The sequence below is a fragment of the Microbulbifer maximicatervae (SeqCode) genome (assembly GCF_052467815.1).
The window spans coordinates 3175595-3196452 of record NZ_CP174326.1 but is presented as its reverse complement, the minus strand read 5'-3'; the positions used below and the strand labels follow the sequence as shown (position 1 = coordinate 3196452).

The window sequence follows — 20858 nt, the reverse complement described above, 5'->3', positions numbered from 1 at the left end:
CTCCAGTGAGTTTGACTCTACAACAGCTTTGTCACAATCCCTTCGAGGCCGCCACAGTTTTCAGTGCCCGCTCAACCACAGGCATATCCACCATCTGTCCATCAACTACAAGGACCCCACCATGGTTCTCTTTATAAGCTTTCAGTACTCGCTGAGCATGCGACAGCGCTTCACTGGATGGTGCTAATCCTCGGTGAATTGGCTTAATTTGCTTTGGATGAATAGCTACTTTTCCGGAAAAACCCAGGGCAGAGACTCTCTGTGTTTCCTCCAATAGACTTCTTTCATCCTCCAATTCCAAAAAGGGGCCATCGACAGCATCAATACCGGCAAATGCAGCAGCTTGAACTAGTCGCCCTCGGCCGTATAGAAGAGCATCCCAACTCATATCTGACCCAACGGCCGCACTGTAATCAGCTGCACCAAAGGCCAAGCAGACTACCTCCTCTACCTGGGCAATACTCAACGCATTCTCCAAACCTTTAGGGGATTCAATCAGGGCTATTATTCGGATCGACTTGTGGGAGGGGGCCATAACCTGGCAAAAACCAATCACTTCTTCTGCAGATTGAACCTTGGGAAGAATCACAACATCTGGCAGCTGCGGTAGATCTAGCAGCATCAACATATCCTTGATGCCGCAATCGCTGTCAAGCTGGTTGATTCTCAATGCTCGCTGAGTGGGGGTAACCTCTTTTCCTGTAAATAATTTGACCACCTGCTCCCTTGCGGTATCTTTATCTGCCAGGGAAACAGCATTTTCCAGATCCACACAGGCAATATCTGCTCCGCTGGCCACCGCTTTTTCAAAGCGATCCGGCCGGGTCGCAGGAACAAACAGGACACTGCGAAAGTACTTGCTTCTGTTAATGACACTGCCCATCTAGCGGCACCCTTTCAACAAATTGACAGATAGCCGGATATCCATTCCCGGTGCCCTTCTCAACGACCGGATTCAGAACCAATCCAGTAGCTCACCCAAAAGACTAGCAACTCTGTATTAAATCGCGACATCCACCTTCCGTGAGCTCTACCTAGCGGCCAGATCACCAAAATACGAGTGACCAGTTATTCTCAATATCTACCAATCAACCCCATCGAATTTACAGCTCCTGCTCTATGCTGAGGGGTACGGCGTATCTGTATTTAGTGGAATATTCCGACATGTTACCTCTTTCAGGATTGCGGATTGTGGCAGTGGAACAATATGGTGCCGGCCCTTTTGGCACTTTGTATCTGGCAAATCTGGGAGCAGAAATCATTAAGATCGAAGATATCTCTCGTGGCGGAGATGTCGGTCGTACCGTAGGCCCTTACTTCTTGGAAAGTGAATCCGGGGATAATAGCAGCCTTTTTTTCCAGGCTTTCAATCACAACAAACGCAGCTTATCCCTCAACCTTTCCTCTCCCCAGGGGCAGGAAATTTTGCACAAATTAATTCTTAGCGCAGATGCCCTGACCGATAACTTACGGGGAGACGTACCGGGCAAGCTGGGTATTACTTACAAACAACTGGGAAAGCTGAACCCCAAAATTGTTTGCGCCCACTTGACGGCCTACGGCCGGAATGGCGAAAGGGCCAAATGGCCAGGGTATGATTACCCCGTGCAGGCGGAAGCAGGATATTTCAAATTAACAGGTGACCCTGACGGTCCGCCCACCCGGTGTGGCTTGTCCTTGGTGGATTTATCCACTGGAGTAGCTCTCGCGCTGGCCGTTGTTTCCGGAGTGCTTAGTGCTAGGGAAACTGGCAAGGGTCGAGATATTGATGTCAGTCTTTTTGACAACGCTTTATATAATTTAAGTTATGTGGCCATGTGGCAATTAAATGCAGGGCACAACCAAAAGCGGGTGCCGCGATCGGCACACTTTTCCCTGAGCCCTTGTCAACTTTATAAAACAAAGGACGACTGGATTTACCTGATGTGCAATAAGGAAAAGTTCTGGAAAGCCCTGTGTCAATGTATTGAATATCCGGAATTAGCTGACGCACCTAAGTTTGCAAATTTTAGGGAGCGTAGGAAAAACCAATCGGAGTTAACTGAAATACTCGATGAGATATTGTCAAAAAAAGATACCGCAGAGTGGCTAAAAATTTTAGCTGGTCAGGTGCCGGCAGCCCCGGTATATGATGTTGAGCAGGCGCTAACAAACCCCTTTGTTTCCGATACCAACCGCATCCAAACAATACCCGGTGATCACGGCAAGGATATTAAAATACTGGCACCGTCAATTCGCTGCGATGGGGAGATGGTTAATTTCAAGCGGGCACCTACCCTGGGAGAAGACACCAAGGATATCCTGGCTGAGCTTGGCTATTCCGGGGCTGAGATAGCCAAGCTTGCCAAGTACGGCATCATTTGAAATGAACTATTGATCATCGAGAAGCTGAAAGCCCTCTGCCAATAGTTGCGCCTGCAATTGCGACCACTGATCCTGGGGGAGTGAAACTGGCACGGTGACATCACTGGCATATTCCGCCTGCCCACAACTCCCCTGGTGACGTCCCACCAAAAAGCGCAGGCGGGCTTCCTGGGAAAAATCACAGCGAACCAAAACATGCATCAGGGGAACAAAGGGCTGCAATGGAATATCTTGCAACGCGGCACCTACCGCACCGCGATAGGCACGCATCAAGCCACCCACACCAAGCTTAGTACCACCAAAATAGCGGGTCACTATAGCGCCCACATTGCCGACCCCCTGCTTCAACAGCAATTCCAGCATTGGCCGCCCAGCGCTACCACCGGGCTCGCCGTCGTCATCTGCTTGCATTACTTCCGGGTTGGAAGGATTGCCGATCACCAACGCGGTACAGTGGTGGCTTGCATCGGGATATTGAGCGCGGACAGTATCCAGCTGTTGCTGAAAAGCCGCTTTATCCTCTACTGGCCCCAGCCAACAAATAAAACGGCTCTTCTTTTCTTCTGTCTCACTGACAACGGGAGATGAGGGAATCTGATAACTCACCGACAATATCGTCCCAGCGCTGGTTTTTTAATTTTTCGTACAAGGGCTGGAGCTTGGTCTGCCAGACTTTATTGTCGACAACGCCAACGTGTTTGCAGCGAATAGTCCCTTCGGAATCCACCAGGAAAGTTTCCGGCGCACCGAAAACACCGAGGTCCAGAGCCAAACGGCCATCTCTATCGGCGAGGCTATACAAGTAGGGATTGTGGAATTTCTCCAACCACTTGATTGCTGCCTCATCCTCATCTTTGAGGTTAACGCCAACGATCGGCACACCCTGCTCAGCCAGAGCATTCAAATAGGGGTGCTCTACCCGGCAAGCTACACACCAAGTGGCCCATACGTTCATCAAATGCGGGCCATTGGGAAGATCTTTCTTCTCTACAATTTGGCTGTTATCCGCCACTTTTTGCAAAGAGAATTCCGGTACAGGTTTATTCAGCAGGGCAGATGGCATTTCCTGTGGATTCAGGTAGAGGCCCCGCCAAAATAACAGGGCCAGCACGACAAATATTACCAGGGGCAAAAAGAGTTTGAGTCTAGACATTATCCTTTCCAACTAATACGCCGTAGCAACATTGCCTGTAACTTCTACATCTACAGGTTTAGCGGCCTTCGCTTTGCGATAGCGCTTATCCGCTACAGCAATAGCTCCACCAATCGCCATCAATAGCGAACCCAGCCAAATCCAAACCACAAAGGCTTTGTACTGAAGTCGCACAGCCCAATCACCGCTTGGGTTAGACCTGTCCATAGGCTCACCGAGGGCCACATAAATATCACGGAAGAATCCGGTATCGATCGCTGCCTCTGTCATGGTGTTGCCACCAGACAGGTAATTGCGTTTCTGGGGATGCAGCTCTGCAACCGGCTTCCCGTCCTTACTGACATGCAGTACACCTTCAAAGGCTCGGTAATTAGGCCCCTGAACCATACGAACTCCGTCAAATTTGAAGTCGTAACCGGAAACCTGGAAACTGTCCCCAGCCCCCATACGCACATCTTCCTCAATGCTGTAAACGGTAGTTAGTACTACCCCCAACACCGAAACTGCCAGGCCAATATGTGCGATATGCATACCGTAGTAACTGGCTCTCTGACGCTTAAGGCCGGCAAAGAATGAGCTGGAGTTGCGGGTTTTAGCCACGATATCAGCGAGGCTGGAAGCAAAGACCCAGATACCAATAAAGATTCCGAGCGCCGCTCCCCAGTGGAAATCTCCCAGGGCCAGGGTCCACAGCAACGCAACTACCAACGAAGCGACAAATGGCAAACGCCATGCGCTCAGCAGTTTGTCCCAGCGGCTGTCTTTCCAGTTGGCGCGCACGCCCATACCCACCAACAGGCAGAGAACAACCATCAGTGGCACGAAGAAAAGATTAAAGAAGGGCGGACCCACACTCACCTTGCCCCAGTTCATGGCATCGGCCAGAAGCGGGTAAAGAGTACCGGTCAAAACCATGCCCATAATCAGCATCAACAGGATGTTATTGCCAAGCAGGAAGGTTTCCAAAGAGCGGAAAGAGAAAACACTGCGAGCGCTCACTGTCGGTGCGCGCAGGGCAAACAACAGCAGCGAAGTGCCGACAATTACAGCCAGGAAGCCCAGAATAAAGCTGCCTCGCAGTGGGTCAGTAGCAAATGCATGCACCGAGGTAATCACCCCTGAGCGCACCAGGAAGGTGCCGAGTAGGCTGAGACTGAAAGCGAAAATCGCCAGCAGGATAGTCCAGCTCTTAAACAGCCCACGCTTCTCAGTTACCGCCAAGGAGTGCATCAAGGCAGTCCCCACCAACCAAGGCATCAGGGATGCATTCTCAACCGGATCCCAGAACCACCAGCCGCCCCAGCCGAGCTCGTAATAAGCCCACCAGCTACCCAGGGCAATACCCAGTGTCAGGAAGCCCCAAGCCACAGCCGTCCAGGGTCTTGCCCAACGGGCCCACACCGCGTCCAACTGGCCACCGAGTAGTGCTGCAATGGCAAAAGCAAAGGCTACCGAGAAACCCACATACCCCATATAAAGCAAGGGCGGATGGAAAATCATACCCGGGTCCTGCAACAGCGGGTTCAAATCAGAACCTTCCATTGGCGGGAATGGCAGAGTGCGATCAAATGGGTTGGAGGTAAACAGAATAAACAGGAAAAACCCGATCAGTACAAAACCGAGTACGGATAAGACCCGCGCGGAAAGCTCTGGGGGCAGTTGCTTACCAAATAGCGCTACTGCCGCAGCCCAACCAGCCTGGATCAATAGCCACAACAGGATGGAGCCCTCGTGCCCACCCCATACCGCAGTAACCTTGTAATAAACCGGCAGGATACTATTGGAGTTCTGTGCTACGTAATTAACCGTGAAATCACTCTGCACAAAAGAAGTGGTCAGGCAGGCAAAAGCGATCAGAACGAACGCAAAAATACCCAGAGCCAGCGGACGCCCCGCATCCATCCACACAGGGCGCGATGAATAGCTACCGGCCATCGGCACTGTTGCGAGAGCAACCGAAAGCAGCAAGCCGACAATTAACGCAAAATGGCCCAGCTCAGGGATCATATTTTCGCTCCATCGGAACAACCTTCATGGGAAACCATGGTGTCGGCTACCTCTGGTGGCGTATAAGTTTCATCGTGCTTGGCCAGCACCTGGTCCGCACGCAGAACACCGCTTGGCATCAACTGGCCGGTAATCACTGCCGCTTCGCCTTCGGCAAATAGGTCCGGCAGGATTTTGTCGAAGACTACGGAGAGTTGAGCCTCGCCATCGGTAATCACAAACTGGACTTCCAGGCTATCAGTAGCTCGCTGCACACTGCCCGGGACAACACAGCCTCCCGCGCGAATCCGCTTTTCCATCGGGACTTCACCCGCTGCAAAGGCCTTGGGGGCATAGAAATAATCGATATTGCCGCGCATCGCATAGGCTACAAAACCTACTGCTGCACTGGACAATACCACCAGGACAAGTACGAGTATCAGGCGTTGCTTGCGTACAGGGTGCATTGTCTAAGTCCTACTCCATAACTATTTAATTCTATTGCGCTGATAGGTTCTCCATCGCCCTATCCGCTGGAACCCGGCAAATTGAAATTAAGCCGGTTCCTCTGCTGTTTCTTTCTTTGTGGTTACTGTGCGCTCACTCACTGCCTGGCGGCGGCGCTGGGCAATTTTCTGCTGTCGCACCAGCTCTACCTTCAGGCCACGGCGGGCAATGTAAGGGTAGAGAGCCATTCCCGCGAGACTCAGGAAAGTCACCGCGTAGGACACCCACACAAATACACCGTGGCCGTCCATCGTTAGAAAATCAGCCAGGTTGGCAAATTGAAACTCCACTTTATCGACCTCCCACCAGTTCTTCCTGTACCCACTTGGTGCGCATCTCGCGCTTTAGCAGCAGAGTGCGAGTGTGAGTCAGCAGGGTCCAGGCATACATACAGTAGAAACCGATAATCATGGTCAGCAGCGGATAGAACATACTCGGATCAATACTGCTGGATTCGGTCAGGCGAATGGTCGCGGGCTGGTGCAAGGTAAACCACCAGTCTACGGACTTGTAAATAATCGGGATATTCACGGTACCCACCAAGGCTAGCAACGCAGAAGCTTTGTCGGCGACTTGCTCCCGGTTCACTGCGTGGGTAAGTGCCATAACGCCGACATAGAGAAACAGGAGTATCAGCATTGAAGTAATGCGGGCATCCCATACCCAGTAAGCACCCCAGGTAGGTTTACCCCACACAGCACCGGTAAATAGCGAGACAAAGGTCAATACCGCACCGATCGGCGCGGCAGCGCGCATCACGGCAAAGGAGAGCTTCATCTTCCAGATCAAGCCGATAGCACCGCTGATCGCCATAATGTAGTAACCGGCCAGTGCCAGGAAGGCGGCGGGCACATGGATAAAGATAATCCGATAGCTATTGCCCTGCTTGGCATCTTCTGGGGCAAAACCCAGGCCCCAAACACTGCCTACAGCGAGCAATACAACACTAGCCAGCGCCAGCCATGGCAGCCAGGCTTCAGTTTTTTGATAGAACCAGCGGGGCGAACCCAGGCGGTGAAACCATTGCCAAGCCAAGAAAGACCTCCAAATCAATTATCCAGGCTAATACGTATTGCACCCGCAGCAGCGAGTGGCGCCAGTGCCGCAGCAGCCGCTAGGAGTGCTGCCAATATCGCCAGTTGGGCGCTGTACGCATAGCCATCAATTGCCGCCTGAACTGCGCCGGTGCCGAAGATTAGCACGGGCACATACAGCGGCATAACAATTAGTGCCAAGAGCAAACCGGGGCGGCGCAAGGCAACAGTGAGTGCTGCACCAATGGCCCCGATCAAACTCAAACTCGCGGTTCCCAGCAATAGGGAAACCAGCAAACAAACATAACCATCCACGGGCAGATTCAGCATTAAGGCGAGCAGCGGCGACAGCAATGCCAGCGGCAAGCCTGTGGCAATCCAGTGCACCAGGGATTTTGCAAGAACCGCAAAGTAAAGCGGTTGTGGTAACAGGGTGAGCTGCTCCAGGGTGCCATCTTCGAAATCACCTTTAAAAAGGCTTTCCTGGGATAGCATGGTGGACAGTAGGGCCATTACCCAGATCATGCCCGGAGCCATCTTTGCCAGAAGTTCGGGCTCAGGTCCTACCCCTAACGGCAAAAGTGCTAAAACCGTCACAAAAAATAATAAGGGGTTGGCAATATCTGCTCGTTTTCTCAACACCAGGAGCATTTCAATCCGAAACAGCGCCATAAAACCGGGGCCACTGCGCACTTCGCTCACCGGCGATTGGACATCAACTGTCGACATGCTCTCCCCCAAAATCCTCAAAAGGCTCAGAGACTGAATAGTCAGACAAATTAACCTCACTGAGTCCGGCTAATGACAGAGGTTGGTGTGAGGTCAGCAGAATTGAACCACCGCTATAAAGATGGACCGCCATTTGCTCTTCCAAAGCAGCAACGCCCACAACGTCGAGGGCGGTCAATGGCTCATCGAGTATCCAAAATCGAGGGGAATCAGGTAGAAATAATCGCGCTAGGGCAACCCGGCGATTCTGGCCGGCGGAAAGGGAGTGGCACAAGCTATCCTCAAAGCCGGTCAGGTCGACTTTGTCGAGCGCATTGAGCGCGTCCTCATGGTCAGCACCATACCAGGTGAGGTTTTCCAGCGGAGTCAGGCCACTGCGCACTCCGCCCCTATGCCCGATATATAGTAAGGACTCACGCATCGCCGAGAGCGATTGCGGATAGGCGCTATCACACCAAAGGATCTCTCCAGTGAAATCACTGCTACTGCCAATCAAAGTGCGCAGCAAGGTCGTTTTACCCGCGCCATTACTGCCTTTGATTTGAATTGCAGCGCCGGCTTGAAGGGAAAACTGAAGGCCCTCAAATAAGCGCCGACCATCCCTTTCGCAGGCGAGATCTCTCACTTGCAGCACAACTTGGGACTTAGGGGTCACAGACATTCCAGGATAAAACCGCTCTGACAAATCTGAACGGCATTATACCGGCACCAGCGCTAATTGCATTGTCTCAGCGAGCAACATTTTAGCAACCCTTGATCTTTCGCAAGAATGCCCACTGATTCACACTGAAAAGCGCTATTTAAATTGGCACTGAATTGTAGTTTTGGTATTTTCACACCGTCGTGAGACGGTGTACCTGTTTCTCGCTGTACCCTCAAGGAAGTGGGTAATCTCAGAGGTCGACATAAAGCTGGCCCCCAAGAAGGGCCTATCCCTCTGCTCGTAAGGATGCGTGTCTATGAATAATCTCGCCACCCATATCGGTCCGTGGCTCGACGCTACTACTTTAATTGGCCAAGAAAGCCAGATTCACCAACAGCCATTTCCTTTCTTCGTTGCCAAGAACTTGCTGGCCGAGAACCTGATGGCATCCTTTGTCAAAGACTTCCCAAAGCTTAAAGGGGCAGGCTACCTTCCCTACGATAAAAGCAGTTGTGGCACCACAATAAATGAACTGATTGAACAGTTTAGGGCTCCGGAATTTGCCGATGCTATTGGCAACAACCTGGGTATTGAGAATCTTTCTCAATACCCAACCTATGTTTCCATTAGCCGTACACTCAAGAAACGCCACGGCCGCATCCATACCGACGGACAGTCAAAAATTGCTACCGCCCTGCTCTACCTAAACCCGGAGTGGTCCTTGGACGGCACAGGCTGCCTGCGCTTCTTAAAAAGCGGCGATAACTTTGAAGATACCGCAGCCCCGGAAGTAAAACCTTCGTACGGTACCCTGGCCGCATTTAAGCGAGCCGATAACTCGTTCCATGGGCACTTGCCTTTTGAGGGTAAAAGATTGGTTATCCAGGTAGCCTGGTTAGTCAGCGATGCTGACAAGAACAGAAAGGCCAAGCGCGGCAAATTAACTTCAAAACTCAAGCGTCTGCTGGGCTGCTTTGGAGGCAACTCTGCGGCCACACAAAATATGTAGCTACAGTCAACTCAATACCTACGATAGAGCCCGCATCCCTTACGGGCTCTGTACATACACATCTTCCTCCCTCTTTTCAAAGCAACCATTGTAAAAGCAATAAACCTAACAACTTTAATTAATGGGAAATACAATACGGGGAAACAGAGCCCAACGATTTAAAAACACAGAGAAGAGCTAGGGAAAAACAGCAGTGACTTGGGCAGGAAAGGCAAATTTTCAATAAAATCTATTAACTACGCAGAGTACAGTTTAAGCAACCCTATTTTTAGATTACTTTTATTTATTATCTGCACCCTGCATAGCTGGCTGTAGCCGTTAAAGTTTCAGCATATTTCGTTAGTCGAAATCATAGTCCATTAATTCACGCCTTAAACGCTTTTCCTCCAATTTGTCTTCTACCATTCGACGTGCGTCGCGTGGTGGCTGAGAGGTAGCTTCCTTCAGCACTTCAGTTGCAATTTGTGGAATACCCACATTATCAAAATCTAGGCGTCTTTCGTTAACGTGGCCGCTCATACGAAACTCCATAATCTTGATTAGAGAAAGCAGAAATATCCTTATCGCACCAAGGGTGCAATTGCAGGTTATCCAGCTCAATCAATCGTGGTCAAGCAATAATTTATCAAGTGGAAATGCCGCTTTCACTTCAAAACTTTCCAACTGATCCCCGAACAAAGCTATCCGCAAAAACCGCCATTTCGAAGTCAAAGTAGCGAAGAAAAAAGACAGATTTATGAAAGTTTTTCGAAAATTTTAAGAAAAGGGAACGACGGGAATAGCAGTAACCGGGTGGCGCCAATGTTACCCTCAGTGACACAACAAATTGGTACGATTTGATGGAAGGTGAGTTAATAGTGAAAAGCATGACATGACACAGGGCTTTCCACAGGCTAGAATAGCGCCGCTCTTCAGCAGTGCTGATACCCGCCCCCGTCGGTTAACAGGATAAACCACGGACCTCCTAAGTCCGGACTGGTGGTTCGAGTCCACCCGGGGGCGCCATACATATCAAGGCAAATTAGCAAACGACTGCCTTTGCCGAATGCATAAACAGCGCCAGGAACAACCCAGCCAACAGCACCCCACCCCAGAAGAGCCTGGTAGAACGGCTAATTGTTCTCCCGCGCCTGGCTTCGTTTCTTACAGTCTTTCCCATATCACAAATCCATTTGCCTACTTTTCGTCCATTCACCATAAATACTAACCGAAACCATTTCGCTGGTGAATCTCCATCTCAGGATAGACAAAGCCCGGCACAAGCCGGGCCCAGAACAATAGCAATGCAAGTATTGACGAACAGCGCCTACTGGTTAGTCCCGTTTGTGCCACTGCCACCATTACTATTGTTCATCTGAGTGCCATCCTGCATTTTTTTCTGCATCTTCATCATCTGCTTTTCAGCTTTGTCCTTCTTGTGGTGCATCCCCACCTTGTGCCACTCATCTTTGAACTTAGCCCAGAAAGATTCTTTTGGCGCTTTGGTGCAGGCGGTAATCACCATCGGCGTCACTTTTTCTGTGCCTTCAATATCCAGCATATCCCCCTCTTCCGTGCCTTTCTTGGCGTAGGCGGCAGCCCAATAAACTGCTTTAGGTTTAAACTCATCGTCGATAGCCAGGAAATCCGCACAGGTCCAGTCTTTCGCCGGCTTCTTGGGATGGTTATCCGCGAAGGCAGCAGAAGCAGCAAGACTGGCAATTACCAAAGGAAGAATGAACTGCTTACTTTTCACAATTAGATCTCCAAAATATCCAGGGTTATCACCCCGTGAATCAATTGCAGGTAATGTGCAATCCGCTCGCTACCCACGGGCCGGGGAGGACTGGCCGGCAAGTCACTAAAATGACTGCGACAAACAGCGAGGCAAGGAATAGCCCCGGATTCACCAGCCTTACGACAGCGGAAACGCAAGCCAAGACACTGAATCAACGAATGCTTGGCCCATTGAAAGGATAGACGCATTTTTCATTTTTTGGGGAAAATCAAAAACACATCCTTACCCACTTGCATACAAACTTTATTGTCCAGACGCATTCCATGTGAAGAAGCAGGCTTTACCTATGTACACCTTTAGCTATTAGCGCTCGGAATAGAGTTTGCTGCCTCCCATTTTTGACTGTGCCTACCCAGCCTTAGCAAAGAGAAACCTAACCAAATAAACCAGACTATTTGGGAAATTCCGAATATTTCTGTAAAGATATCGTCCGGATAGATAGTCGCAATTCCCGCCACTCCCACTAACACTCCGATAAAGTTTAATGGCCGGGAAAAAAGTCCAATTTGCAATGCAGCAATGCTAATTAGCAGAACCCAAAGTCCACCCACCAACTCATTGCCACCACCAAGACTCTCAACCATCAAGTATATTATTCCCCAGGTATCGAAAGCCTGCTGAACACTGACCTCCATAAGCCCCAAAGCATAGGCGAGCCCTATATTTGCGATCATGCCGCTCGCTATGACAAGGCCCACCCAGACTGCTCCGAACAAGGATGCCAATGCAGCTATCTCCCTCCTCTTACTTTTTAGCTTTTCATATAAGCTAACTACCACACAGCCCAGAAAGATCGCAAAAACCAAGTACATAAGGGTATAGGCAATATTAAAAATCAGTTGATTTTCTGCCAAGAACATCATTTTTTCTATGGGGCTCCCATCCGATGGAAAAGACCAAAAAGCACCAAAGAATACAAACGCACTAATATAAATTAACCCCATGCCAAACGCCGAGATACCAGCAACTCTATCCATAGCTCTCCCCTATCATCTTTGAACTCAATTCAATGCCTGTAAATATCACTTTAATTATGTAACCCAAGGAAGCCAAATTCGTAACACCCCACCCTATCTAAGCAGCAAGTAATCGCAGAAATGAATATTCAGCAAGAGAAGAAAGTCACAGTGCTTTAACCGAAGTGTACATTAATGCCATTTCTGACTAGCGTTCATGCCAGGACCTGTAGGTTAGGTGGATAGCTAAATATCACTATTGCCAATTAACCCGAAGGAGATAATAGGATGGGGAGCAAGGAGTGAAGAATCTAAATAATCCGGAGATCAGTGATTTCCATCAGGAGCCGATTTACTTAAAAATCAGCTCAATGTCAGCTCTAACGGTAGAGTGTCGTATTCAGTCTCCAAGCCGATACTTACGGGCCACAACCTCAAACTGACGAATATAAATGGCTTGAGCTGGCTTATAGGGCGGCAGCCACTGATCGGGCCCTTTATCTCCCTTACTGCGATTGTGGCCATCATCAACCAGCCACAAATTTGCAGGATCTTCTGCAAAAGCTCTACGCTGCTCCCGGCTCCAGCTAGCACCACCGTACTTATGAGCCCAAGATAGCGGTACTATATGCTCCACATCCAGATCCGAAGCTTTTTCAAAAAACTGTCCCGTATAGGGATCCATCCACAGGCCTGAAACCACTGTACAGCTCTTTTCATTGCTGAAGGCAACAGGAGCCAAAGAGAGACGGATCAATAGCTCCTGGCGAGTATTCTGGCAATCACCATCGACATCAGACCACCGTGGCAACCACTCACTGCGATCATAAGATTGAGGGGTTACTTCATAACACCCGCTGAGGGTCAGCATGGACACTATTAATAAAGACTTGAGTCGCATAAAGCTAAACTGCGGCTAATTACTGCTGGGGGAGCATTTTGATTATAGCTTTGAGCTCCGTCAAGAAGCCAATCCAGTTTGACATGAGCAAAAATCGGTACAAGTGTACTTTATCCACCCACTCCAACGAATGAATATCATTAAGCTAATATACGACTGAAAAAATTTAGATGGTTAAGAAATCGGTATGTAGTAACAATAGCTATCCCCTATACTACTTAAAGGTCGAGAACCATTACAGCAAGGATATAAGAGACAGAATAATGAAGTTATCTTTAGCACTAACTTTCATCACACTTCTTTCTGCCAACGCTTCATCTCAAGTCAACATCCCTGGCACCACACTCCAAGAACGGATATTTGAACTAAATCCCCCAGTAATAGATTCACCCACGATGTCCTTTTCGGAGATTAGACAGAGTATATTAAAACTCAATCAGTTTATTGGTGGATACCCACCCAGTTTTACAAATGAGAAAGAAAGAGAGTTGATCTATCGAAAATGGCTTGTATTAGTTTCCGAAGCAGAAGCATTTTACACAGTACATAATGGCTCAGAAGAGTCGCTTTACCTGCTATCAGAACTTTACCGACAGGGCCATAACATGGATGTAGAGGGTAGCGCGGAAAAAGCATTCAATAACCTAAGTGCGTGTCTTCACACTTTTAAAAAGTCCGTGATGTGCAACTTTTCAGCATCCTATTTCTACCTGTCAATTGGCCCCGCATACTTAGACAAAGCAGAGCTAAGCTTATCCATACTAAAAGAACATTTTAGCCCCAATCTTAACAGTGAGGTCGAATCTGGTTATGTATTCTTGCATATCTATCACCAAGACATCCCCAAAGCAAAACAGCAAATCGACTTCTTTATCCAAAAATTCCCCAACTCTAGCAGAGTCGCAATGTTTGAAAACATAAAACAAAATTTAGGCGATACCATAGAGTGGAAACAACATTAACCAATGCCCTTTTATAACTCAGGAGCAGCACAGCGCTTCACATTAAACGGCTCAATAACTAAATCGCCGGACACTACCTATACGTCACTTTCCGAGCGATGTCTTACCCTCTAGGTTACTTAACAGCATTAAGCTATAGAAAGGAGGACGTAGCCCCTTCATTGTACAAGTGTACAGGCATTCAACCACATATAGCACCTCAACTACTTCGGTTAGCAGTTATTAACCTAGCGGCTACAGTCATGGCCTAACTTCTATCAAATACAAAATACTTACCTGAGGCTAATACACTTGTTTTAACAACTCTAAACATCCCATACAGAATGTCATTGAACGAATCTACAAGAAAATACAATGACCCGTCTGGTAAGATCAAAACCGCTTAGGTAAAAGTAAGGAAAAACTGATCGAATTCACTATAATCGAATAGCTCAGTAAAAAATCCAAGGAACATTAATTCGAGAGACAGTTGATAGGCAATTCCTCCCGCATTTAGAAAATATGATTCAGAAAATGTAAATTTAACCTTACCTCAATAACAGTACTCTGCAGGTCAACCTTCAACACTTTACGCCTCTTGTAATCCCCACTCATTAACAGTACAAGAGATATCCTATTTCGCACATAGACATACTGTAGATTAGCCATTTTCAAGATAACACGGAGTTAACGATCTAGATGAAAGAATCGCTGAGTTCGCTCAAAATTATCGCTGTTTTTTTAATTCTCACAGCGAGCCTCTACCCTATCGGATACTGGCTAATTTTTCACATGGAAAGCGCAGTACCCTTAATGCTTTCTGTTGGGCTTGCCACGGTCACAACATGCTTGATATTCAAGAAGAGCCTGGGCTCCTTAGGATGGTCTTGGGGAAGCTGGAGATATCAGTGGTTAAGCTACTTGGTACCCTTGGGTTATGTAGCAGCTGCCTACCTCATTATGTGGATCTTAGGTTTCGGGGAGTGGTATAACTCAGAATACGTTACGGCACTAAGAGAAGGGTATAAAGTAGATGGCTGGAGTGATACCAGTGTAATCCTCTTTAGATTCTTAATTACTGCAAGTATCAGCTTTTTATTGATACTGCCTGGAGTTTTAGGAGAGGAGATTGGATGGCGTGGATTGCTTGTACCTGAACTCTCAAAGCTTATGTCCTTCTCAGGGATCGCACTAACCTCTGGGTTTATATGGGCCGCCTGGCATTGGCCCATGATGGTAGCAGGTGTCTACGGGAATGAAACAGCCCCTCTCAGCTATCAGTTGTTTTTCTTTACGCTAGGCTTAATGTCAATGTCAGTCATCATGACTTACGTAAGATTAAAGACTAACAGTGTTTGGCCTGCCGTTATTTTCCACATGAGCCACAATGCATTTATTCAAAAATTCTTTAATCCATTGACCCTACAAAGCACAGATTCAGGTTGGTATCTCAATGAATTTGGTATGGTTTTACCTGTAGTTATTTTTTGTATCAGCATTTATTTCTGGAGAAAGGGCCAACAAGAGTTCGGCTCCGCTCAACCTGCAAGCGAACTATTATCTCCACAAAACTCTTGACGTAGCACCATGGACGTGTGACAGAGGCTTTGATTAAGAACAATCATTAGTTTTTGGCAATTTTACCGCAGGCATATAGAAATACATTATGGATAATGAAGTAGATATTTTTGCTCCAGTTACTGATCCAGGAAAAAGAGATGCCCTTGAATGCTGGAGATGGCTAGTTGGCAAAAAGGCCTCCATGTGCCTTCTGACCTCCATGGGGGATTTATTCTTCAAAAGGAAGGAAGGCCTACTGAACAAGGAACGTGTCTATTTCCTAGATACTGGCACAGGAGAAATGGAACTTGCCGCTAAATCCCGGAATGCATTCCGAGAGATAATGGCAGCAATGAAAGATATTCCGGGCCACTGGTTTAAATATAGATTATTACTTGAGTTAGTGGAGCAACCATTAACTCAATGGTTGTTGCTATTCACCAATCCAACCACCGATAATGGGCGGGGAGTACATTACAGAAAATTATCAATCTATATCTTGGGAAGTCCATCTAGATCTGTTAGGACAGATACATGAGCAACTCAGCGGCCTTCCCCCAGGAACACCAATAGCTAGTGTAAGCTTAAAAATTGAAGAAGATTGAGAGGCCACCATTCAAAAGGGTTATCCCTGAATCCAGCATTTAAATCTATAATTTATGTCAGGACTTGTCCTTATGATAAGCATTGAGTTTTTGATTACCTCTTTTATCGTTGTGTTGATACCGGGAACGGGAGTTCTATATACAGTTGCTGCGGGGCTATTCAAGGGTAAAAGGGCAAGTATTTCTGCAGCGTTAGGTTGTACGCTAGGCATCATCCCCTCTATCCTTGCTTGCATCATGGGGCTGTCCGTAATCATTCATACCAGTGCATTATCATTCCAGTTTGTAAAATATGCAGGGGTCGCGTACTTACTGTACTTAGCTTGGTCAATGCTTAAATCCAGCAACTCTCTGACTCTAGAAGAAAATCAAAAGAAACAGAGTTTAACTTCAATTGCTTTCAAGGGATTTATGATTAATATCTTAAACCCAAAGCTAACCATCTTCTTCCTGGCATTCTTACCCCAGTTTATTCCCTCTCAAATACAGAACCCCGTAGATAGTATGCTGATACTTGGGCTTGCCTTCATGGTTATGACCTTTCTGGTTTTCATTGTTTATGGCTTACTAGCAACAGTCATTCGAAATTATGTTATTCACTCAGAAAAAATTAGCGTTATCATTCAACGAGCCTTTGCTGGTAGCTTCGCAGCTTTAGGACTCAAACTCGCCTTTACGAGCAGGGAATGAGCCCCCCATTAACAAAAACAGTAAAGCGATTACTAACATTAAGTTTAATGTTGCTTCAGGCATACCCGATTCAAGCTTACCCCTAAGAATCTCAATCGTAAAAGAATAAGCACAAACAAGCATGAAAATTTTTTTGACCTTTTCGGTACTCGGATTTTTCTTAACTCCATCACCTGAAGTAGTCGCTTCAAAGGCAGACCTTATGACCAACAGCGCTATTGGTCAAATGCCCTCCCAGTCCTTTCCCTCTAGCGGCTCCGAATATTGGATAGAGCGAGAACAAGCAGTAAGTTTCGCAAAAACCGATGACTGGGAAAAAGCTATTCCCTTGCTCGAAAAACTAACCGCCCAATATAAAGATGATGGAGACATTTGGTTTTTACTCGGGCATGGATACATTGAGACGAACCAATGTAACAAAGCAATTCCCTCACTCAAACGAACCCTAGAACTAGGGACAATCATGTCGAGGATAAGATCAGCTTCATCCCCCTCTAACGATATAATGATTAAAATTGCACAATGTCATTCCAAAATGGAAGAGAAGGACCAAGCGCTGGGCTGGATTCAAAAAGCACTCGATTCCAGATGGGATGACCGGAAGAGTCTCATTGGCAGCAGCGATTTTCAATACATATCTCAAGACGATATGTATAAGAAGCTTTCGGGGGAAAGCCAGCTGGAAAATTTATCGAGAGATGAACGCTGGATGACAGATTTAAACTTCCTAGCTGATGAAATATTACGCCTACATGTTAACCCCTACCATCACTCATCAAAGGAAGATCTAGCATTACACATAAACAAAATTAAAACAGAAATCCCTCACTTAACCGACCAACAAATCGTATTTAGAATGATGGCGCTACTTGCCAGCTTAGGGAATGGACACAACTTTATTGTCCCAACCTACTCTAGGAATGGCTCATTCAGCAAGTTACCCATCCAGCTCTATTGGTTTAATGATGGGATATTCATTGTAGGTGCCGATACTGAATATAAGCATCTTGTAGGAAAAAAACTCCTTTCTGTAGCCAACCAGCCGATAGATGCAGCAATGAAAAAGATTGCCACTGTAAATGCCCGCGATAACGAAATGCAACAATACTGGCTGGGGCCTTACTATCTGGCCTTACCGGAGGTTCTCGAGGGTTTAGGCATAGTAGAAAGTGCATCGAAGATCCCACTAACTTTGGAAGAAAAATCAGGAGCCAAAGAGCAAGTAGTTCTATCAGGAAAACCTTTCAAGTTTACAGGTTTTCCAACCTTACCCGCACCTAATAATAGGGACAACTTACTTTACCTAAAGAACAAGAAAGAAAACTATTGGCTTGAATACAATTCTGACTATGATCTCCTATATTTACAATTTAATAGGGTCGCACAAGATAAGTCACACCCACTGGACGTATTCAGCAAAAAGATCACAGCATTCACCAAGGGTAGAAAAGTCAAAAATCTTGTTCTAGATTTGCGTCACAACAGCGGCGGCAATGGTTCTATTATCCCTCCCTTAACAAGATCGTTAATTCATTTTTCAGAAAATAGCGAAGAGAATAATCTATTTGTGATTATTGGACGGAATACCTTCTCCGCTGCACATTTGTTACTTGCAGACCTCGATCGCTTGACTGACATCATCATTGTCGGTGAACCAAGTGGGAGCAGACCCAACCATTTAGGTGAAGCGGGATGGTTTAAACTTCCTTACAGCGGTGTCTGGGGGATTATTTCATCTCAATATCATCAGGCCTCAAAGGCCGAAGATCATCGTATCTGGATTGCACCACATGTTCCCGTAACACTCTCATCTGAAGAGTATTTCACAGGAGAAGACCCCGCAATAAATCATATAATTAGAATAATAAGCCACAAAAAAGAAAAAGCAGAAATACTCTCACCAGGGTCAGTTAGCACGGCAGGATTTTAGAGTTAATTGTACAAAGGAGACGGATCAACATGTCTTTAACTTGGGTTATTGTAGGCTCATTTCTTCAATTGTCTTTTTGCGGATTCCTTTTTATGATGGCCGCATTCGCTGGAGGTGGCGTAGCTAATAGAGGAAATTTATCAAAACTTTCATCAGTGATACTTGCTGCTTCCCTATACTTACTACCCTCAATTAGCATACTTGCCGCCGGTATTGTTATATACCAATACAACCTCGGAGGGGGTGCCTCCTCTTATTGGTGGCACTTCATGCCTATTGCGGCGGCGGCTTTATATATCATTTATATAAACTCACTATGGGAAAAATAGCGTAACATAATAGAAATCAATAGGAGCTTCGTCCGTGAGCAAATGCCTACTTTTTGATAACGATGGCACCTTAGTTGATAGCGAACATCTCTCCAGTATTGGCTTAGCTATGATGTTCGAAAATTACAGAATAAAACTAGATGCTGATGAACTGGTCATAAGATTTGGGGCTGGAAACTGGCAAGCATTCTACCCCTATTAGAAGAAGAGAATAATATCAAACTGAAAAGAAATTTTGTTGCAGCTTATCGCGATATAGTCACAAAACTCTTTACCAGAGAGTTAAAACCTGTTGAAGGTGTAGCAGACGCTCTTGAGGCACTTGATGGTGAGAAAGCGGTAGTATCTAGCGGCCCCCTGCAAAAAATCAAGCATGCATTAGATATATGTGGACTATCTAAGTATTTCGGAAATAATTTATTCAGTTCATATGAAGTAGGCATATGGAAGCCTGATCCAGGCATATACCTGCATGCCGCAAAAAGTATGGGCTACCATCCTGAGAACTGCTCCGTTATAGATGATGGGCCAGTGGGAGTTCAGGCTGGTATAGAAGCAGGCATGAAAACTTACTTTTTTAATCGTTTTAATGAAGAATCTAATACCGTTGGCGTAGTGTCCTTTCTAGCGATGAGAGAGTTACCAAAACTAATAGGTAACTAATCCCCCAAGAACACTATACCTTTAGTTTATTAACATCATTCATTCAAGCTCATGCTACAACCGGTCATCATGGGCGGCAGAGAAAAGATGGTTCCCGACAAGCAATATCTATTTCGCTCTTTGCCCATGGGAGGTACAATTTAGCCATTAACAGTAGTGCAAAATATAGACAGAAAACCTATCATTCCATGTCTAATAGGATGTCAGTTTCACACGATACCTCTAGCACTAACCCTTGTACCCATCCTCACAAAACCTATATCTGGCTACAGTAAGAATGTTCTCAAAGTTATTTAAAAAGAGTAAACCACGAGTCTATCTGGATAAAATGATTGTCGTCTCACAGAATGAATTTAGCAAGATTGGTGCTTGGGGGGCTTTTAAGGGCGAAGATTTAGAGGCGGGCATTCGTCATAGGCTGGTAGAAATTTTCTCCTTACCACATATATCGAGTCGAATAGAACCTAAATCCAATGATTTAGCACTAGAGGTTGTAGTCTTAAAAGTAAGAGGGGGTGAGTTTGACACCGCATGCTTTGGAGAATTTGGTGCAATGCCTGTATTCTGGCGGCCAAAGATTGAAGTCGCAGCTCGACTCTATTACGCCGACTCCAAAAAAACACACTCCTCTTATAGGGCTCGAGAGAAAATGCCATGGAGAGAATATTTTTCAGGAGTATTCAGCCTAAGAGGGATGCTCAGATATAGGCCTGTTTTTGGAGCAAAAGAGCTAGAACCTATTCTCTATAGAGCATGTGAAAAGCTGCTTGCCAGTATGGTGAAGTCAGTATGAAATGCTGTAAATTTAGGCAATCCGCTACTACTTACGGACTTATTTTTTCCTGCGATAGAGATATCACAGCCCTAAGACAGGATATTAAAGTAACCAGGAGTTTTGAGAGTTATCGAGAGGGTGATTTTTAAGTATAGCCAGATTTGCAGATAAGCTACTAGACTGAAGGGGCTTATCAACCCCATACCCTTTCAAACTTAATAATAATGTTAAAAGACCCACTTGAACTGGCCTTGAAGTAACGATTAGGCACGGCTTGTGAAGGGTACTGCACTAAATCGTATACTC

25 protein-coding genes and 1 tRNA gene are annotated in these 20858 nt (G+C 46.6%); 12 read left to right on the top strand and 14 right to left on the bottom strand.

The features are described from left to right. Positions 1 to 31: 31 nt before the first annotated feature. On the bottom strand, positions 32 to 883 hold the full coding sequence (locus tag ACJJIW_RS13965; RefSeq protein WP_444894384.1) for an HpcH/HpaI aldolase/citrate lyase family protein: 852 nt from the start codon (positions 881 to 883) through the stop codon (positions 32 to 34). 236 nt (positions 884 to 1119) lie between these two features. Here ACJJIW_RS13965 and ACJJIW_RS13960 point away from each other — a divergent pair, with 236 nt between their 5' ends. Next, a complete protein-coding gene (locus ACJJIW_RS13960) occupies positions 1120 to 2364 on the top strand; it encodes a CaiB/BaiF CoA transferase family protein (RefSeq protein WP_444935488.1) in 1245 nt (414 codons plus the stop codon). A gap of 6 nt (positions 2365 to 2370) precedes the next feature. Here ACJJIW_RS13960 and ACJJIW_RS13955 read toward each other — a convergent pair whose 3' ends face one another. The 8 genes from ACJJIW_RS13955 to ccmA form a co-directional block, all read right to left on the bottom strand. Further along, positions 2371 to 2970: an IMPACT family protein gene (locus ACJJIW_RS13955; RefSeq protein WP_444935487.1), complete on the bottom strand. Its 600-nt coding sequence runs from the start codon at positions 2968 to 2970 to the stop codon at positions 2371 to 2373. Further along, positions 2933 to 3517, bottom strand: a complete 585-nt coding sequence (locus ACJJIW_RS13950) for a DsbE family thiol:disulfide interchange protein (RefSeq protein ID WP_444896644.1) — start codon at positions 3515 to 3517, stop codon at positions 2933 to 2935. The genes ACJJIW_RS13955 and ACJJIW_RS13950 overlap by 38 nt, the downstream gene beginning before the upstream one ends. A 12-nt stretch (positions 3518 to 3529) precedes the next feature. Beyond that, the gene (locus tag ACJJIW_RS13945) at positions 3530 to 5524 is read right to left on the bottom strand and encodes a heme lyase CcmF/NrfE family subunit (protein WP_444935486.1); all 1995 of its coding nucleotides are present in this window, start codon (positions 5522 to 5524) and stop codon (positions 3530 to 3532) included. Next, entirely contained in the window at positions 5521 to 5970 is a 450-nt protein-coding gene (locus ACJJIW_RS13940) for a cytochrome c maturation protein CcmE (protein ID WP_413665106.1), read from the bottom strand. The genes ACJJIW_RS13945 and ACJJIW_RS13940 overlap by 4 nt, the downstream gene beginning before the upstream one ends. 87 nt (positions 5971 to 6057) lie before the next feature. Continuing rightward, entirely contained in the window at positions 6058 to 6300 is a 243-nt protein-coding gene (ccmD, locus tag ACJJIW_RS13935; protein WP_444935485.1) for a heme exporter protein CcmD, read from the bottom strand. Between the two features lies 1 nt (position 6301). Next, positions 6302 to 7045, bottom strand: a complete 744-nt coding sequence (locus ACJJIW_RS13930; RefSeq protein WP_444935484.1) for a heme ABC transporter permease — start codon at positions 7043 to 7045, stop codon at positions 6302 to 6304. 14 nt (positions 7046 to 7059) lie between these two features. Next, entirely contained in the window at positions 7060 to 7773 is a 714-nt protein-coding gene (gene ccmB / locus ACJJIW_RS13925) for a heme exporter protein CcmB (protein ID WP_444935483.1), read from the bottom strand. After that, positions 7760 to 8434 (bottom strand): cytochrome c biogenesis heme-transporting ATPase CcmA, encoded by a 675-nt coding sequence (ccmA, locus tag ACJJIW_RS13920; protein WP_444935482.1) that lies wholly within the window; start codon positions 8432 to 8434, stop codon positions 7760 to 7762. The genes ccmB and ccmA overlap by 14 nt, the downstream gene beginning before the upstream one ends. Before the next feature lie 298 nt (positions 8435 to 8732). Between ccmA and ACJJIW_RS13915 the strand changes: the two genes are divergently transcribed. Further along, positions 8733 to 9425 (top strand): 2OG-Fe(II) oxygenase, encoded by a 693-nt coding sequence (locus tag ACJJIW_RS13915; protein ID WP_444894390.1) that lies wholly within the window; start codon positions 8733 to 8735, stop codon positions 9423 to 9425. Positions 9426 to 9764: 339 nt separating this feature from the next. Here the strand turns inward: ACJJIW_RS13915 and ACJJIW_RS13910 are convergent, their stop codons facing one another. Next, entirely contained in the window at positions 9765 to 9944 is a 180-nt protein-coding gene (locus tag ACJJIW_RS13910) for a PA3496 family putative envelope integrity protein (RefSeq protein WP_108735213.1), read from the bottom strand. 410 nt (positions 9945 to 10354) lie between these two features. Here ACJJIW_RS13910 and ACJJIW_RS13905 point away from each other — a divergent pair. After that, positions 10355 to 10430, top strand: a tRNA-Arg gene (locus ACJJIW_RS13905). A gap of 301 nt (positions 10431 to 10731) precedes the next feature. Here ACJJIW_RS13905 and hdeA read toward each other — a convergent pair. The 4 genes from hdeA to ACJJIW_RS13885 all read right to left on the bottom strand — a co-directional run bounded on the left by hdeA (position 10732) and on the right by ACJJIW_RS13885 (position 13059). Beyond that, positions 10732 to 11160 (bottom strand): acid-activated periplasmic chaperone HdeA, encoded by a 429-nt coding sequence (hdeA, locus tag ACJJIW_RS13900; protein ID WP_282933522.1) that lies wholly within the window; start codon positions 11158 to 11160, stop codon positions 10732 to 10734. 2 nt (positions 11161 to 11162) lie between these two features. Next, a complete protein-coding gene (locus ACJJIW_RS13895; RefSeq protein WP_444935481.1) occupies positions 11163 to 11390 on the bottom strand; it encodes a hypothetical protein in 228 nt (75 codons plus the stop codon). Between the two features lie 108 nt (positions 11391 to 11498). Further along, the gene (locus ACJJIW_RS13890; RefSeq protein WP_444927330.1) at positions 11499 to 12179 is read right to left on the bottom strand and encodes a hypothetical protein; all 681 of its coding nucleotides are present in this window, start codon (positions 12177 to 12179) and stop codon (positions 11499 to 11501) included. Positions 12180 to 12558: 379 nt separating this feature from the next. Continuing rightward, entirely contained in the window at positions 12559 to 13059 is a 501-nt protein-coding gene (locus tag ACJJIW_RS13885; RefSeq protein ID WP_444935480.1) for an HNH endonuclease family protein, read from the bottom strand. A 263-nt stretch (positions 13060 to 13322) separates the two neighbouring features. Here ACJJIW_RS13885 and ACJJIW_RS13880 point away from each other — a divergent pair, with 263 nt between their 5' ends. The 9 genes from ACJJIW_RS13880 (at position 13323) to ACJJIW_RS13840 (ending at position 20570) form a co-directional block, all read left to right on the top strand. Beyond that, complete coding sequence (locus ACJJIW_RS13880) at positions 13323 to 14021, top strand: hypothetical protein (RefSeq protein WP_444935479.1); 699 nt, start codon at positions 13323 to 13325, stop codon at positions 14019 to 14021. A 678-nt stretch (positions 14022 to 14699) separates the two neighbouring features. Beyond that, positions 14700 to 15578, top strand: coding sequence for a CPBP family intramembrane glutamic endopeptidase (locus ACJJIW_RS13875; protein WP_444894393.1), 879 nt, complete (start codon positions 14700 to 14702; stop codon positions 15576 to 15578). A gap of 88 nt (positions 15579 to 15666) precedes the next feature. After that, entirely contained in the window at positions 15667 to 16098 is a 432-nt protein-coding gene (locus ACJJIW_RS22370) for a hypothetical protein (RefSeq protein ID WP_507021869.1), read from the top strand. 139 nt (positions 16099 to 16237) lie between these two features. Next, a complete protein-coding gene (locus ACJJIW_RS13865; protein ID WP_444894395.1) occupies positions 16238 to 16855 on the top strand; it encodes a LysE family translocator in 618 nt (205 codons plus the stop codon). A gap of 121 nt (positions 16856 to 16976) precedes the next feature. Next, positions 16977 to 18785, top strand: coding sequence for a hypothetical protein (locus ACJJIW_RS13860; RefSeq protein ID WP_444935478.1), 1809 nt, complete (start codon positions 16977 to 16979; stop codon positions 18783 to 18785). A 29-nt stretch (positions 18786 to 18814) separates the two neighbouring features. After that, positions 18815 to 19114, top strand: a complete 300-nt coding sequence (locus ACJJIW_RS13855) for a hypothetical protein (protein WP_444935477.1) — start codon at positions 18815 to 18817, stop codon at positions 19112 to 19114. A gap of 34 nt (positions 19115 to 19148) precedes the next feature. Further along, a complete protein-coding gene (locus ACJJIW_RS13850) occupies positions 19149 to 19316 on the top strand; it encodes a hypothetical protein (RefSeq protein WP_444894398.1) in 168 nt (55 codons plus the stop codon). Continuing rightward, complete coding sequence (locus ACJJIW_RS13845; RefSeq protein ID WP_444937367.1) at positions 19277 to 19777, top strand: HAD-IA family hydrolase; 501 nt, start codon at positions 19277 to 19279, stop codon at positions 19775 to 19777. The genes ACJJIW_RS13850 and ACJJIW_RS13845 overlap by 40 nt, the downstream gene beginning before the upstream one ends. A 277-nt stretch (positions 19778 to 20054) precedes the next feature. Further along, positions 20055 to 20570, top strand: coding sequence for a hypothetical protein (locus ACJJIW_RS13840; RefSeq protein ID WP_444894399.1), 516 nt, complete (start codon positions 20055 to 20057; stop codon positions 20568 to 20570). Positions 20571 to 20858 lie beyond the last annotated feature (288 nt).

What these genes read in the sequence shown, in the direction of transcription:
- ACJJIW_RS13965 (WP_444894384.1), bottom strand. Translation starts at nt 883, where the DNA reads ATGGGCAGTGTCATTAACAGAAGCAAGTACTTTCGCAGTGTCCTGTTT.
- ACJJIW_RS13960 (WP_444935488.1), top strand. Translation starts at nt 1,120, where the DNA reads ATGCTGAGGGGTACGGCGTATCTGTATTTAGTGGAATATTCCGACATG.
- ACJJIW_RS13950 (WP_444896644.1), bottom strand. Translation starts at nt 3,517, where the DNA reads ATGTCTAGACTCAAACTCTTTTTGCCCCTGGTAATATTTGTCGTGCTG.
- ACJJIW_RS13945 (WP_444935486.1), bottom strand. Translation starts at nt 5,524, where the DNA reads ATGATCCCTGAGCTGGGCCATTTTGCGTTAATTGTCGGCTTGCTGCTT.
- ACJJIW_RS13940 (WP_413665106.1), bottom strand. Translation starts at nt 5,970, where the DNA reads ATGCACCCTGTACGCAAGCAACGCCTGATACTCGTACTTGTCCTGGTG.
- ccmB (WP_444935483.1), bottom strand. Translation starts at nt 7,773, where the DNA reads ATGTCGACAGTTGATGTCCAATCGCCGGTGAGCGAAGTGCGCAGTGGC.
- ccmA (WP_444935482.1), bottom strand. Translation starts at nt 8,434, where the DNA reads ATGTCTGTGACCCCTAAGTCCCAAGTTGTGCTGCAAGTGAGAGATCTC.
- ACJJIW_RS13915 (WP_444894390.1), top strand. Translation starts at nt 8,733, where the DNA reads ATGAATAATCTCGCCACCCATATCGGTCCGTGGCTCGACGCTACTACT.
- ACJJIW_RS13910 (WP_108735213.1), bottom strand. Translation starts at nt 9,944, where the DNA reads ATGAGCGGCCACGTTAACGAAAGACGCCTAGATTTTGATAATGTGGGT.
- ACJJIW_RS13895 (WP_444935481.1), bottom strand. Translation starts at nt 11,390, where the DNA reads ATGCGTCTATCCTTTCAATGGGCCAAGCATTCGTTGATTCAGTGTCTT.
- ACJJIW_RS13890 (WP_444927330.1), bottom strand. Translation starts at nt 12,179, where the DNA reads ATGGATAGAGTTGCTGGTATCTCGGCGTTTGGCATGGGGTTAATTTAT.
- ACJJIW_RS13885 (WP_444935480.1), bottom strand. Translation starts at nt 13,059, where the DNA reads ATGCGACTCAAGTCTTTATTAATAGTGTCCATGCTGACCCTCAGCGGG.
- ACJJIW_RS13880 (WP_444935479.1), top strand. Translation starts at nt 13,323, where the DNA reads ATGAAGTTATCTTTAGCACTAACTTTCATCACACTTCTTTCTGCCAAC.
- ACJJIW_RS13875 (WP_444894393.1), top strand. Translation starts at nt 14,700, where the DNA reads ATGAAAGAATCGCTGAGTTCGCTCAAAATTATCGCTGTTTTTTTAATT.
- ACJJIW_RS22370 (WP_507021869.1), top strand. Translation starts at nt 15,667, where the DNA reads ATGGATAATGAAGTAGATATTTTTGCTCCAGTTACTGATCCAGGAAAA.
- ACJJIW_RS13865 (WP_444894395.1), top strand. Translation starts at nt 16,238, where the DNA reads ATGATAAGCATTGAGTTTTTGATTACCTCTTTTATCGTTGTGTTGATA.
- ACJJIW_RS13860 (WP_444935478.1), top strand. Translation starts at nt 16,977, where the DNA reads ATGAAAATTTTTTTGACCTTTTCGGTACTCGGATTTTTCTTAACTCCA.
- ACJJIW_RS13855 (WP_444935477.1), top strand. Translation starts at nt 18,815, where the DNA reads ATGTCTTTAACTTGGGTTATTGTAGGCTCATTTCTTCAATTGTCTTTT.
- ACJJIW_RS13840 (WP_444894399.1), top strand. Translation starts at nt 20,055, where the DNA reads ATGTTCTCAAAGTTATTTAAAAAGAGTAAACCACGAGTCTATCTGGAT.